The organism is Brucella sp. NBRC 12950 (assembly GCF_030268145.1).
Lineage (GTDB): Bacteria > Pseudomonadota > Alphaproteobacteria > Rhizobiales > Rhizobiaceae > Brucella.
Genome location: NZ_BSQC01000008.1, coordinates 285,112 through 298,098 on the forward strand (window position 1 = coordinate 285,112; position 12,987 = coordinate 298,098).

The window sequence follows — 12,987 nt, forward strand, 5'->3', positions numbered from 1 at the left end:
AGCGTCCCATGGCTGGGAACCATCACCACGCACACCATTCAGTTCATAATTCATCGGCGTCGCATGAACACGTCTTTCTCGGCGAAGACCATCATCGAAACGAACGCAAGGTCTGGCTTGTTATTGCTCTGACTGCGACCATGATGGTCGTCGAAATCATTGCGGGCTCTATTTATGGTTCCATGGCTCTCGTGGCTGACGGCTGGCATATGTCCACCCATGCAGGCGCTATGCTGATTACCGCGCTCGCCTATTCCTATTCACGACGTCACGCGCATGATCCGCGTTTCAGTTTCGGCACCGGAAAGCTGGGCGATCTCGCTGGCTTCGCTAGCGCCGTAGTGCTGGCCTTGATTGCCTTGTTGATTGGGTGGGAGAGCTTCCTTCGCCTGACAAACCCGATTGAGATCAGCTTTAATCAGGCAATTGCAGTTGCCGTGGTGGGACTGGTCGTCAATCTCGTCAGTGCATGGCTGCTGAAAGACGATCACGGCCACCACCATGGGCACAGCCATCATCACGACCATGACCATGACCATGACCATAATGATGAAACAGGTCATACGCATGAGAAGGTGCGGGATAACAATCTCCGGGCGGCCTATCTGCACGTTTTAGCTGACGCACTGAACTCTGTGCTTGCGATTGCCGCACTTCTGGTTGGCAAAAGTTATGGCTGGCTCTGGGCCGATCCATTGATGGGTGTTGTTGGGGCGCTGGTGATCGCGCGTTGGTCGTGGGGGCTGATCCGTGATTCCGGTCAGGTTCTGCTTGATGCTGTTCCAGAAGCGGGGCGCCTCAAGAACGAAATCACGAACCACCTTGAGCGCTCGGGGGATCACATTACCGATCTGCACATCTGGCAGATCGGTCCGGGACATCATGCGGCGATTGTTGCGATTGCCTCGCATAGCCCCAAGTTGCCGTCGGTTTATAAGGAACGCCTTGGTCATATCCATGGATTGTCTCATGTGACTGTCGAAGTGGACGCAGCCTGATCTTTGCATCAAGGGTTGAGTCTGCATCCTTGGTCTGCTAATCCGCCGCCTCCTGAAAATCCCCACCATCAGAGGCAGATCATGACGACAGTGAACCAGAGCCAGTTTGACGGCGTCACACTGGGCATCGACTTCGGCACGACAAACACTGTTTTGTCGCTTGCATCGCCCGATGGTTCGACTGCAGTGCTGAGTGTGCCGAAAGATGGCGTCGATATCACCGGCTATCGCTCGATCCTGTGTTTCTGGCAGGATCGGGAAACCGGCGAACGCACATCGGAAAGCGGGCCGTGGGCGATGGATGCATTTGTGAATGCGCCGCATTCGACCCGTATGCTGCAGTCTTTCAAGACGTTTGCGGCTCAAAAATCTTTCACCGATACACCCGTCTTCGGCAAGCGCTTCAAGTTTGAAGATATTCTTGAGACGTTTCTGGAATCAGTTGCTGCGCGCCTTGGCGATCGGCTGCCCCCAAAGGGCAATCGTGTTGTCATTGGACGCCCCGTCATCTTTGCGGGGGCAACGCCGGACGAAGAGCTGGCCATGCAGCGTTATGAAAAAGCGTTCCGCGCTTTTGGCTTCACAGATATTCATTATGTCTATGAACCGGTGGCAGCTGCATATTTCTACGCACAGGAACTGAAAGCCGAATCGACTGTTCTCGTTGCTGACTTTGGTGGTGGTACCAGTGACTTCTCCATTGTGCGGTTCGAAGTGCGCGCGGATGGCCTGAGTTTCACGCCACTGAGCCAGACGGGTCTCGGCATTGCGGGCGATACGTTCGATTATCGCATCATCGACAATGCGGTATCGCCGCTGCTTGGCAAGAACGGTGAATATAAATCCTTCGGCAAGCGCTTGCCGGTGCCCAAGCATTATTATGCAAATTTCGCTCGCTGGAACACGTTGTTCCTGATGAATTCGCCCGCAACCATTCGCGCGCTGACCGATCTTGCCAAGAATGCCGTCGATCCGGAGCCGCTCGAACATTTCATTCACCTGATCGAAAATGATTATGGTTATGAGATCTATCGCGCGGTCTCAAATCTCAAAGTCCGTTTGTCATCGGAAAGAATTTCCGAGCTTCACTTCAAGGCGGACGATTTCGAGATCCGCTCAGACATTACCCGCAACGACTTCGATAATTGGATCGCCGATGATGTGGCGAATATCGAGCAGTCGGTCGAACAGGCTGTGGAGAATGCAGGCCTGACGTTTGACGGTATCGACCGCGTGTTTCTGACGGGCGGCACTTCCTTTGTGCCCGCGATCCGTGCCGCGTTTGAGAAGCGTTTCCCCGACGCGATGGTGACAAGCTCGAACCAGTTTGATTCGATTGCCAATGGTCTGGCATTGATTGGTCAGAGCACAGACATCGAACGTTGGGCTGTTAAAGCAGCTTAAGGCATGATGGTAATCGGGGTGCCATTTGGCACCTTGGACCATATTTCGCGCATTTCAGCATTGGTCACGCCGATGCAGCCATCCGTCCAGTCCCAAAGGTGATGCACCGGTGCAAGCAAGCCCCAACCATTGGGCAAGCCGTGGATCATGATATTGCCGCCGGGCGAATACCCGGCCGCATCGGCGGCGTTCTGATCTGCTGCATTCGGATAGGAAACATGCAGGCTTAGATGTGCCATTGAGCGCGGATTGCGCCAGTCGATGACGTAAGCGCCTTCCGGCGTCTTCTGATCACCTTCGCGCGCCTTGTGTCCGCCATCGCCATTACCACCAAGCGCAATGCGATATGTGCCAATCACGGTGCCATCCCGAAGCAGGGTCATCCGGCGTTCGCCTTTATTGACCTCTATGGCATCGGCTTGTTGTTCGGCGGGAACAGGCTGCGGTGGTTCGCCAGAACCAATGCGCGCCATAACCTTTGTATAGCCAAACAAAGCAACAGCGATGACAACGACAGCGAAGAGGATTTTCTTGATCATATTGCCCGCTTATTTCTGCTCTGTGGCCTGTTCAAGACCGTTTTTCCAGATGTCTTTTAAAAGCACAAGTCTCGCCGCTTCGCATTGCGATGATCGGGATGGGCGTCTAAGCTTACTTGAAGTCCTCAAGAATGCGGAGCCAAGCCCCACTTATGTCGATAATCGCTGAACAAAAATCGGAACGATTTTCCGAAAATTTGCGCAAAAGCGCTGAGCCATTCTGGTCCGAGGCCGTTCAACACCGTTTGGTGCAGGAAATGTTTGATGGCTCTGTTCCGCAGGAAGTTATGAAGCGCTATCTCGTTCAGGATCATCGCTTTATCGATTGCTTCCTGTCGCTTCTGGGTGGCGTACTCGTCAATTGCGATAATATGGATGCCAAGCTGACACTTGGGCGCTTCATCGGCATGATTAGTAATGACGAAAATTCTTATTTTGAACGCGCTTTTGCTGCGCTTGATGTAAGCCATGTTGAACGTTATGATGCACCAGACGCGGAACCAACCGCAGCCTTTAAAGCATTAATGCTGGAAGCTGCGACTTCGGGTTCGTATGCCGCCTGTCTCTCCGTTCTGACGGTTGCAGAATGGCTTTATCTTGATTGGGCGCAAAAGGCTCCCAAGAACCTACCCGAAAGTTTTGTTTTCTCTGAGTGGATTGTTTTACACGACAACCCTTATTTTTCAGATTTTGTTGCTTTTCTGAGATCAGAACTCGATCGAGTTGGGTCTAAGACGGAAGCAGAATGCCGTAGCTTTTTTCAGCGCGCGGTGGAGCTTGAGAAGGCCTTCTTCGATTCGGCCTATGAATAACTCAGGTTAGTTTCGCAGGCAGTCAATGATTGTTGTCTCACAAACAGGTGTCTGGGCGCGGCTTTCTGGGTTGTCGCGCCAATGCTTGTATGTGATCCAAAACTCCACGTCCTTATAGGCATAGGTTTTGGCTTGCTTCTGAGTGCGACTCTTATCGAGTGCGTCGGGCGTTATGACCATATGGTGAGCGAGCCGTTTGAACACCCAGGGCTTAGCCCCTTTCTTATGCTCGAACACTTCCAGATGATAGTAAGGGTCATTGTGTGCCGGGTCAGGCACCTGATGAATGTCAGCCCAACGCGTTAACTTCACCGTATCAGCAAGAATGATTGTGCGCTCTGGCGTCTGAGCATTCACTATTGGAGCCGCAAAGGGGAGGGCTACCAGCGCCAATATAAGAACTTTCGATCGCTTTTTGCCCATCATTCAAAATTCCTTCGGCATCCGAGTTAAAGCGCAGGCGTTTCACCTTGCACATATTTGCTATTGAGAAGGCTAAAAAAGCAAATGAAAACAAACAGCCATCAAACACCGTTAATTCAAAATTAATCAACCTTTTCAAAGGGTAAACAAAGACGCGTTAACGATCCATCAAGGTTAATACTCCATTATTCGCTATAGTTAAGTAATCGTTGCGAGTGGAGTTTGCGGTGCGTTTTGGTTCCATACGAGCGCTGTTTGGCCGGTCAAAGGCCGTAGCCGAGCCGGTATGGCACTATCCGGTGACGGGCTATTGCCCGGAGGATGGTCGCTATTACGCCGTACGCGCAAAACCGCGTCAGGTTCTGCATAAGCCGCATCGTCTCGTGCCGCTGGTTCTGGCGGCAATCACCTATCTCTTCAATTCCAATGCAATCGCCTTTCAGGACATGGCCAGCCTTGTGCCGACGGCTGATGTAGCCGGTCATCGCTGGACCGCGTTTGTTGCCAAAGCTCCCGTCGGATCGCTCCATCAGGCAGAAATGCCCTTTGTCGATGCCACGACCGTCACTGGCAGCATCGCCAGCAGCGGTATCGAAGTTCCGGGTATTGGTCGCGTAGCGCTTTCGGGTGGCAAGAAGACTGCCAAGCTGGGGGTTGACGATCCCAATCCCGATGAAAACCGCATCAATCGTTCCGATAAGACCGGTCGTCTTGTCTCTGTGAAGCCGAAAGCTCCAGCGCGGACTTTCAATGCAGGTAGCATGTTTGAGAAGATCAGCATGATTACTGCCCCTCGTGAGAAGATTGATGCGCGTATGGCTTTCTCCAAGTCCAGTGTCGAGGGCAAGGAGGTCGAAATCGCAATGGCGTTTCATGCGGTCAAACCGCCCAAGCCCAAACCGGACATGCCGGTGCAACTGGCAAAGCTAATCAACAATGATCAGCCCGACGTTCTCGCGTTGGGCTATGCGCCTTCTAAGCCTGACTATGGCAAAACCTCTCCCTTCGAGAGCATTCTGACACCGGAAGCCGATGCAGGCCGCTTCGTGCCGCCAATCAGCGATCAGGATCATGCATGGGCTGCAACGCCTCTGCCTGCAGAATCATTTGGAACCAAAGAGCAGAAGTGCCTCGCCGAAGCGGTTTACTACGAAGCGCGCGGAGAAAACGTCAAAGGGCAGGTGGCTGTTGCTCAGGTAGTGCTCAATCGTGTGCGTAATCCTGCTTATCCCGGCACGATCTGCGGCGTTGTCTATCAAAACCGGAACTGGCTCAATGCCTGTCAGTTTTCCTTCGCCTGTGACGGTCAGAAGCATCGCGTCACGGAAATTCCGCAATGGCGTCTTGCACAGCAGGTGGCAAAGATTGTGACCGCAGGCCAGATCTGGTTGCCGGAAGTTGGTTCATCCACCCATTATCATGCAACCTATGTCAGCCCATTCTGGGCGCCGACCATGAAGAAGATGACCAAGATTGGCCTTCATGTGTTCTATCGCACCTATGGCGGCGGTTGGAGCTGATAACCGACAGCATGGGTGCGATCACTTTAGGACACATTTATTTGTCTGAACGGTCGCTTGAAACGCGTGCACAATGATGAATCTATGTGCTGACTTTCGCCCAATTCGATTCCAATTTTGAGGCCGAATTGCTGCCTGTTCTCCGACTTTGATCGGAAAATGAGTCGCACCAATAGCTAAATTATTGTATTTCCAAGAGAAAAAACCTTCTGAAGCAACTGCTTGACTGCCTTGACTAGCGGGCGGTGTGTCAATATGTTGCGCGCAACTTGGAAATGGGCTTGTAGCGCCCGCATTTCTTGCAAAAAGGAGCTGCCAATGACGAGCGGCACTGAGCCGGGAAAAACACCCGGTCAAAGCAAGAATGTGGAAGGCAAAACTGTTTCTGGGGGGCTGGATCAGCGTTTGAATCGCCTTGAGGTCGAATTGGCCAAAAAAGGTGTACTCAAGGCACCGGCTTCCGAGGATGAGCGGTCGGAAACATCCAGTTCCGTCGCGCAGGCCATGAAACTCTCCAGTGAATTTATCGCTGGTATCGTGGTTGGTGCGGTAATTGGTTGGGCTCTTGATCGCTACGCGGGCACGTCGCCATGGGGGTTAATCGTATTTCTCCTTCTAGGCTTCGGTGCAGGCACCCTCAATGTGCTCCGTTCCGCAGGTTATGTCGCCGATCAAGGCAACATTAAGTCTAGCGTGGAAAAGAGCGATAAGGAATAAGTCTTCGCGGACATCACGAAAATGTTCGCGTATAGACATTTGAGACAAAGCGGGCGGTTCGCCCGAGACTGAAACGCCTTAGGGCAGGAACGACAGACGAGGTTAAGTTGGCCAACGATCCGATCCATCAGTTCCAGGTTTCCCGGTTGATTCCTATCGACGTCGGTGGTTTGGACCTGTCGTTTACCAATGTTTCGGCTTTCATGGTCGCAACTGTGGTGCTTGCATCAGGCTTCCTCTACTTCACATCGTCGAGCCGTGGTCTGGTTCCAAGCCGCCTTCAGTCGGTTTCGGAAATGGCGTATGAATTTGTGGCGTCCAGCTTGAGAGATTCAGCTGGCTCAAAGGGTATGAAGTTCTTCCCCTTTGTTTTCTCGCTGTTCATGTTCGTGCTCGTCGCAAACTTCATCGGCCTGTTCCCTTATTTCTACACGGTCACAAGCCAGATCATCGTAACCTTCGCTCTTTCTCTGCTGGTTATCGGTACAGTCATCATCTACGGTTTCTATAAGCATGGGCTCGGCTTCCTCAAGCTGTTCGTACCAAGCGGCGTTCCGGGCATCATCGTGCCGCTGGTTGTTGCCATTGAAATCATTTCGTTCCTCTCGCGCCCAATCAGCCTCTCGGTTCGTCTTTTCGCGAACATGCTGGCAGGCCACATCACGCTCAAGGTTTTCGCAGGCTTCGTTGTCTCGCTGAGCTCGCTTGGTGCGCTGGGTGTTGGCGGCGCTATCCTGCCTCTCATCATGACGGTCGCGATCACCGCGCTTGAGTTCCTGGTTGCATTCCTCCAGGCCTACGTCTTCACCGTTCTTACCTGCATGTACATCAACGACGCAGTACATCCAGGTCACTAAGGTTCTCGCCGGCGGGTTTCCGCCAGAACAGAAATCCGCACTAATTTGCAATCCAGAAGGAGCTTTAACATGGAAGCGGAAGCAGCAAAGTACATCGGCGCCGGTCTCGCCTGTTTCGGTATGGCCGGTACGGCTCTCGGCCTCGGCAACATTTTCGGTAGCTATCTCTCGGGCGCTCTGCGTAACCCATCCGCTGCTGACAGCCAGTTCGGCCGTCTCGTGTTTGGTTTCGCTGTGACGGAAGCTCTGGGCATCTTCTCGCTGCTCATCGCGCTTCTGCTCCTCTTCGCTGTTTAATAAACAGTCGCAAGAAACTGGCCTGCCGCGATCTGTATCTTGAAATGCAGCGCGGCTGGCCTTTTCATATGAAGTCTGAGTGAGCATATTCCAGAACTTCCGGAGTTATTCTCTGGAAAAGAATATGCTGGATTAAAGGGGAAATCTGGATGTTCGTGTCCACGGCGTTTGCCCAAACCGCCACCGAATCGCAACCGGCACCAGCTGCTGGCGAGCACGGCGCAGCCGATGCTGTGCACACCGAAACCGGGGTCGCGCACGATGCCGGACACGGCAGCGGCGTATTCCCGCCGTTCGATTCCACCCATTATGCATCGCAGCTTCTGTGGCTGGCGATCACTTTCGGCCTTTTCTATCTGTTCCTGTCGCGTGTGGTTCTCCCGCGCATCGGTGGCGTGATTGAAAACCGTCGTGACCGTATCGCGCAGGATCTCGAGCAGGCTGCACGCCTCAAGCAGGATGCAGACAACGCTATTGCTGCCTATGAACAGGAACTAGCCGCTGCCCGCACCAAGGCTGCTTCGATTGCCGAAGCTGCTCGCGAAAAAGGCAAAGGCGAAGCAGACGCAGAACGTGCGACTGCGGAAGCTGCTCTTGAAAGCAAGCTGGCAGAAGCTGAAGAACGTATCGCCGCAATCAAGGCCAAGGCCATGAGCGATGTCGGTACGATCGCTGAAGAAACCACGTCTGCGATAGTTGAACAGCTCCTGGGTACAAAAGCTGATAAGGCTGATGTAACCGCAGCAGTCAAAACCGCAAACGCCTGAGGAGACGAAAATGGATTCAACATTTTGGGCATTTATTGCTCTTCTTCTCTTCATTGCTCTGATTGTTTACCTGAAGGTTCCAGGTATGATCGGCCGTTCGCTTGATGAGCGTGCCGAGAATATTAAGAAGGAACTGGAAGAAGCCCGCACCCTGCGCGAAGAAGCACAACAGCTTCTTGCTGAATATCATCGCAAGCGCAAGGAAGCGGAAAAAGAAGCTGGCGACATCGTTGCCGCCGCTGAACGCGAAGCAAAGGCTCTTCTTGAAGATGCCAAGCGTGCGACTGAAGAATATGTTGTTCGCCGCAACAAGCTTGCTGAGCAGAAGATTGCAACTGCTGAAACCGATGCAATCAATGCAGTTCGCGCTTCGGCTGTTGATCTGGCAGTAGCCGCTGCTGGCAAGATCGTTGCCGACAAGGTTGATGCAAAGGTTGCAGGCACCTTGTTCAAGGATGCACTCGGTCAGGTTAAGACTAACCTGAACTAAGTTCGGTCTTTTTAGAGTTTTGAAAACGCCGCCTCAAAAGGGCGGCGTTTTTGTTTTCTGTTCTGTCTTCTTTTCAAGGAAGCCGCTCTTAATCCGCGTCCGGTTCAGCGATTTGGCTGAGCGCCAGTTCCCCTTGAGCCTTGACTGTCTGGATCGCGAAATTGCTGCGGATATCTATAACGCCTGGAAGGCGCAATAAAGTGCCGGTTAGAAAGCGTTCATAGGCTGCGAGGTCAGCCACGACGACTTGCAACAGGAAGTCGGATTCTCCCGATACAAGATGGCAGGAAAAGACTTCAGGCAGGTTCTGCACTGACGTACGGAATGCTGTCGCTGTTTCCTCATGATGGCGCTCTACACGGATGCCAACAAAGACAGTCAGTCCCAGCCCTACGGCATTGCGGTCGAGTGCCGCGTGGTAGCCTCGAATGACGCCAGCTTTTTCGAGGAGTTTGACTCGTCGCAAACACGGGGAAGGGGACAGCCCTATTTTATCGGCAAGCTGAACGTTTGAAAGACGCGCATCGTCTTGCAGTGCAGCGAGTATCTTACGGTCCGTTGCGTCTAGTTTTAATTTTGGCATAAGCCACCATTCTGAAAAGTCATATTGGCAGATTATATCAACTTCGATCCACTCCGCACCATAAAACGCAAGGACACGGACTGCACTTACGAGTTAGCTTCGGAAAGCTCTATCAGCTGTAGCTCATTCATCATATGCAATGAGCCAACCCGATGGCAGCTGCGTGGATTTTAGCTGTTCGAGGCGATATTGATGAGCGAGACGTGGTTATTTGCAAGTGCACTGGCGGCTGCATTTCTTCTTCCTGGGCCGGACATGATTCTGCTTCTACAGACGGGAGCGGCGCAGGGCAGAGCTCATGCACTAGCTGCTGCCGCAGGGCTTGCAACGGCCCGTGCTTGCCACGTCCTGCTCGCTGCATTTGGTTTGGCTGCTCTCCTGCACGCATTTCCAATCGCGTTTCAATTCGTGCGGATCGTGAGTGCCTGTTATCTGGTCTGGATTGCGATCGGCATCTTGCGTCACCCATTGGCGTCCCTTGATACAGCAACCAACGGCATCGAACGACGCTCTTATTTGGCGTCCGCCCGTAAGGGTTTACTCACCAATCTGCTGAACCCGAAAGCTTTGCTTTTCTGCTCGGTTCTTTTGCCGCAGTTCGTGCATCCAGACAGAGGCAGTATCATGATGCAGTTTGCATTTCTGGGTGGGATAATGACCATCGTCGGGCTGTCGTTCGATACGATCTATGCCTTTGCGGGATCGTCACTCGGCAACCTGTTCAAGCGATATCCGGTCATACAATCTATTCAGCGTTGGGGCTTTGCGGCTCTGCTTTTTGGCTTTGCAGCCAAACTGGCGACGGTTTAAGCCTTTCATTGATCTATGATTTAGACGCTATAGCGCCCTTTGATCGGCGCGAAGGTATAGCGGTGGATGCCGGGCACCGGCCCATCTGTCTCAATAGCCGCTCGATGCTTGGCCGTACCGTAACCAGCATGTACCTCGAGACTGTATGGTGGATGGGCTAGACCGGCACGGATCATCATTCGGTCACGTGTAACTTTCGCAACGATTGATGCGGCCGCAATTGAGATAGAACGTTGATCGCCTTTCACCAATGCAGAACCGGCGCAGGGCAAACCGGGCGGTACATCGCGTCCGTCAATCAAGGCATGATCCGGGCTGAGTGTCAGCCCCATCAATGAACGACGCATGGCTTCAAGCGCCGCTTTGCGAATGTCACTGGCGTCTATACTTCGCGCGCTTAGGCTTGCAACAGAAACGGTCAGTGCTTTGGCGAGGATGATTTCGTAAAGCGCGTCGCGCTTGGCAGCCTTCAACCGCTTTGAATCATCTAGCCCTTCTGGCAGGTCATTCGGATCAAGCACCACCGTCGCCGCAACGACCGGACCGGCGAGTGGGCCGCGGCCAGCTTCATCAATGCCTGCAATATGGCGAAGCCCTCGCGACATATGCCTTCTCTCTTCGGAGAAGTCGGGGGCAAGCGGGATTTCAAAGAGGAGCGGAGAATCAGAACTCAAGCGTTTCATTTGGCGGCAATGCTCGCATTGCTTCTGATTCTCCGCAAGGTCCCTGCCGAGGATAGTGGCGTAAAAGCAGGGGCCTTCCGCCTGAAAAAACCAGACGGGGATCAAACTCACAACTGACAACTCATGCACACTTAAAGCCAACAAGATACAGGGCTCTTTCACCTCACTTTGATGATAGGAGCGCCGCTATCCAGAAGTAGTGCCGCTTAAAAAAGCGAAAGCTGTTTGCCACCCTTCTCAACAGGCTCAAACAGATCCGTGCGCAGGGGAATACGCTTTGAATTGAAGCCGAGCTTGCGTGCAGCAATCTCGAAGCGACGGCCAATCTGCCAAGCATAAGGGCCTGTTCCACGCATACGTTTGCCCCATTCCGCATCGTAGTCTTTCCCGTCACGCATGGAGCGCACAAGCGACATGACATGGCGATAGCGATCAGGATGATTGCGCAGCAGCCAGTCTTTGAACAAAGGAGCTACTTCAAGCGGTAAACGGAGCAGTACATAGCCTGCTTCGCGTGCGCCCTGTGCGTAAGCTGCATCCAAAATACGCTCAATCTCATGATCGTTGATGCCGGGTATGATCGGTCCCATCATCACATTCGACGGAATGCCGGCATCGGCGAGCTTGCGAATGGCCTGCAGGCGCAAAGTCGGCGTTGATGCGCGGGGCTCCATTGTGCGCGCAAGATTGGCATCAAGCGTGGTGACTGAAAGCGCTACCTTGGCCAGCCCTTTTTCAGCCATGCGAGACAGGATATCAATATCCCGCACGACCAGAGCTGACTTAGTGACGATGCCGACAGGATGATTGGCAGCCTCCAGCACTTCAAGAATCTCGCGCATTACGCGCCATTTTTTCTCGATGGGCTGATAGGGATCGGTATTGGTGCCAATTGCTATAGTCTTGGCCTGATAGCCGGGTTTTGCCAGTTCGCGCTCCAGCAGGCGTGGTGCATCCGGTTTGGCGAACAGACGCGCCTCGAAATCAAGTCCGGCTGAAAGCCCCATATAGCTATGTGTTGGCCGCGCAAAACAGTAAATGCACCCATGCTCGCAACCGCGATAAGGGTTAATCGAACGGTCGAAGCTGATATCTGGTGAATCATTGCGCGTGATGATGGTACGAGGTTTCTCAACCTGAACATCCGTCTTGAAAGGCGGCAGGTCTTCTAGTGTCTCCCAGCCATCATCAAATTCGTGTCGTGTGGTTGGTTCGAACCGGCCGGTAGGATTGATGCCCGCACCGCGCCCACGACGTCGCGAGTGGTCAATGCGCAGGCCTGCTTCACCGACAAGCGCGTTGGCATGTTCCGCCCGTCCTGTTCCGAATGCTGCCTTGTCTGCCTGCTGGATAATTTCCATAACTGACTCTCTCGTTTCAGAATCTATTCGTAATCCAACGATGGGAACAAAGCAAGAACAGATAATCCGAAAGCTTTTCGATCACGCGGTCTTGATATAAAAGAAAGCATGTTATCAGTTCTGATTTTCACGCGAAATTCTGAGGGGCTTCTGGCTCAAACACTGTCAGCACTGGTGCCGGCAGTTGTTGAAGGGCTATTGCGTCGTGTTGTCGTTGTGGATAGGGCGTCCACTGACGAGACAAGGTTGGTTGCAGAGGGGGCAGGTTGCTCACTTTACGACGAAACGGATTTGCAGTCGGCTTTTGATGATCTGCGAGCGGACTGGCTTTTGTTGCTGAAACCGGGTGCTATTCTTGCAGACGGTTGGGAAGACGCGGTGCGTCGGCATATGGAAATGAGCCAATCGCCTGCGCGGTTTTCATCGCCTCAGGATTTAGGCCTGATGGGTAAGCTTTTGGGCGCGAAACCTTCACTCGATAATGGGCTTCTGGCGCCCGTCGTAACAATTCGACCCTTAATCGGAGATGGAGGCGTTCCAGGCGCTGTCTTGAAACAACTCAAGCCAATCCGGCTTCCGCATCAGATTTTACCACCAACAACAACAAAAGGCGGAGCCTGAGGGCTTCGCCTTTTTGTATTCTACCGGCTTGCGCCGATATTAGTTCTGATAGCTTGAAGGCGATGCGTCGCCAAAGCGATGAGCAGAGCCGTCCTGATAGGTGGT

The 12,987-nt window shown here is 53.1% G+C and carries 16 protein-coding genes; 11 read left to right on the forward strand and 5 right to left on the reverse strand.

Going from position 1 to position 12,987, the window contains the following annotated elements:
* The first annotated feature begins 8 nt into the window (after window positions 1–8).
* Window positions 9–998, forward strand: a complete 990-nt coding sequence (gene dmeF, locus QSJ70_RS15565; protein WP_285537665.1) for a CDF family Co(II)/Ni(II) efflux transporter DmeF — start codon at window positions 9–11, stop codon at window positions 996–998.
* A gap of 81 nt (window positions 999–1,079) precedes the next feature.
* Window positions 1,080–2,402 (forward strand): Hsp70 family protein, encoded by a 1,323-nt coding sequence (locus QSJ70_RS15570; protein WP_285537667.1) that lies wholly within the window; start codon window positions 1,080–1,082, stop codon window positions 2,400–2,402.
* On the opposite strand, the gene QSJ70_RS15575 is transcribed toward QSJ70_RS15570, so the two are convergent.
* Window positions 2,399–2,941: a L,D-transpeptidase family protein gene (locus QSJ70_RS15575; protein ID WP_105518203.1), complete on the reverse strand. Its 543-nt coding sequence runs from the start codon at window positions 2,939–2,941 to the stop codon at window positions 2,399–2,401. The genes QSJ70_RS15570 and QSJ70_RS15575 overlap by 4 nt on opposite strands.
* Window positions 2,942–3,093: 152 nt before the next feature.
* On the opposite strand from QSJ70_RS15575, the gene QSJ70_RS15580 reads away from it, so the two are divergent.
* Window positions 3,094–3,753, forward strand: a complete 660-nt coding sequence (locus QSJ70_RS15580; protein ID WP_285537671.1) for a TenA family protein — start codon at window positions 3,094–3,096, stop codon at window positions 3,751–3,753.
* 6 nt (window positions 3,754–3,759) lie between these two features.
* Here QSJ70_RS15580 and QSJ70_RS15585 read toward each other — a convergent pair whose 3' ends face one another.
* Window positions 3,760–4,179 (reverse strand): DUF5086 family protein, encoded by a 420-nt coding sequence (locus QSJ70_RS15585; protein WP_285537673.1) that lies wholly within the window; start codon window positions 4,177–4,179, stop codon window positions 3,760–3,762.
* A gap of 224 nt (window positions 4,180–4,403) precedes the next feature.
* Here QSJ70_RS15585 and QSJ70_RS15590 point away from each other — a divergent pair, with 224 nt between their 5' ends.
* The 6 genes from QSJ70_RS15590 to QSJ70_RS15615 all read left to right on the forward strand — a co-directional run bounded on the left by QSJ70_RS15590 (window position 4,404) and on the right by QSJ70_RS15615 (window position 8,824).
* Window positions 4,404–5,696, forward strand: a complete 1,293-nt coding sequence (locus QSJ70_RS15590; RefSeq protein WP_285537675.1) for a cell wall hydrolase — start codon at window positions 4,404–4,406, stop codon at window positions 5,694–5,696.
* Between the two features lie 318 nt (window positions 5,697–6,014).
* On the forward strand, window positions 6,015–6,413 hold the full coding sequence (locus QSJ70_RS15595) for an AtpZ/AtpI family protein (RefSeq protein WP_285537677.1): 399 nt from the start codon (window positions 6,015–6,017) through the stop codon (window positions 6,411–6,413).
* 107 nt (window positions 6,414–6,520) lie between these two features.
* A complete protein-coding gene (locus tag QSJ70_RS15600) occupies window positions 6,521–7,270 on the forward strand; it encodes a F0F1 ATP synthase subunit A (RefSeq protein WP_007873664.1) in 750 nt (249 codons plus the stop codon).
* A 69-nt stretch (window positions 7,271–7,339) separates the two neighbouring features.
* Complete coding sequence (locus QSJ70_RS15605; protein ID WP_007632966.1) at window positions 7,340–7,567, forward strand: F0F1 ATP synthase subunit C; 228 nt, start codon at window positions 7,340–7,342, stop codon at window positions 7,565–7,567.
* 149 nt (window positions 7,568–7,716) lie between these two features.
* On the forward strand, window positions 7,717–8,334 hold the full coding sequence (locus QSJ70_RS15610; RefSeq protein WP_007873665.1) for a F0F1 ATP synthase subunit B: 618 nt from the start codon (window positions 7,717–7,719) through the stop codon (window positions 8,332–8,334).
* Window positions 8,335–8,344: 10 nt separating this feature from the next.
* Window positions 8,345–8,824 (forward strand): F0F1 ATP synthase subunit B, encoded by a 480-nt coding sequence (locus QSJ70_RS15615; protein ID WP_007873666.1) that lies wholly within the window; start codon window positions 8,345–8,347, stop codon window positions 8,822–8,824.
* An 88-nt stretch (window positions 8,825–8,912) separates the two neighbouring features.
* Here the strand turns inward: QSJ70_RS15615 and QSJ70_RS15620 are convergent, their stop codons facing one another.
* Window positions 8,913–9,407, reverse strand: a complete 495-nt coding sequence (locus tag QSJ70_RS15620; protein ID WP_285537687.1) for an Lrp/AsnC family transcriptional regulator — start codon at window positions 9,405–9,407, stop codon at window positions 8,913–8,915.
* Window positions 9,408–9,599: 192 nt separating this feature from the next.
* Here QSJ70_RS15620 and QSJ70_RS15625 point away from each other — a divergent pair, with 192 nt between their 5' ends.
* Window positions 9,600–10,217 (forward strand): LysE family translocator, encoded by a 618-nt coding sequence (locus QSJ70_RS15625; RefSeq protein WP_064320229.1) that lies wholly within the window; start codon window positions 9,600–9,602, stop codon window positions 10,215–10,217.
* 20 nt (window positions 10,218–10,237) lie between these two features.
* Here QSJ70_RS15625 and rnhB read toward each other — a convergent pair whose 3' ends face one another.
* Both rnhB and QSJ70_RS15635 read right to left on the reverse strand, forming a co-directional pair.
* On the reverse strand, window positions 10,238–10,900 hold the full coding sequence (gene rnhB, locus QSJ70_RS15630) for a ribonuclease HII (protein WP_285537689.1): 663 nt from the start codon (window positions 10,898–10,900) through the stop codon (window positions 10,238–10,240).
* Window positions 10,901–11,106: 206 nt separating this feature from the next.
* The gene (locus QSJ70_RS15635) at window positions 11,107–12,261 is read right to left on the reverse strand and encodes a PA0069 family radical SAM protein (protein WP_285537690.1); all 1,155 of its coding nucleotides are present in this window, start codon (window positions 12,259–12,261) and stop codon (window positions 11,107–11,109) included.
* Window positions 12,262–12,369: 108 nt separating this feature from the next.
* On the opposite strand from QSJ70_RS15635, the gene QSJ70_RS15640 reads away from it, so the two are divergent.
* On the forward strand, window positions 12,370–12,882 hold the full coding sequence (locus QSJ70_RS15640) for a glycosyltransferase family protein (protein WP_285537692.1): 513 nt from the start codon (window positions 12,370–12,372) through the stop codon (window positions 12,880–12,882).
* Window positions 12,883–12,987 lie beyond the last annotated feature (105 nt).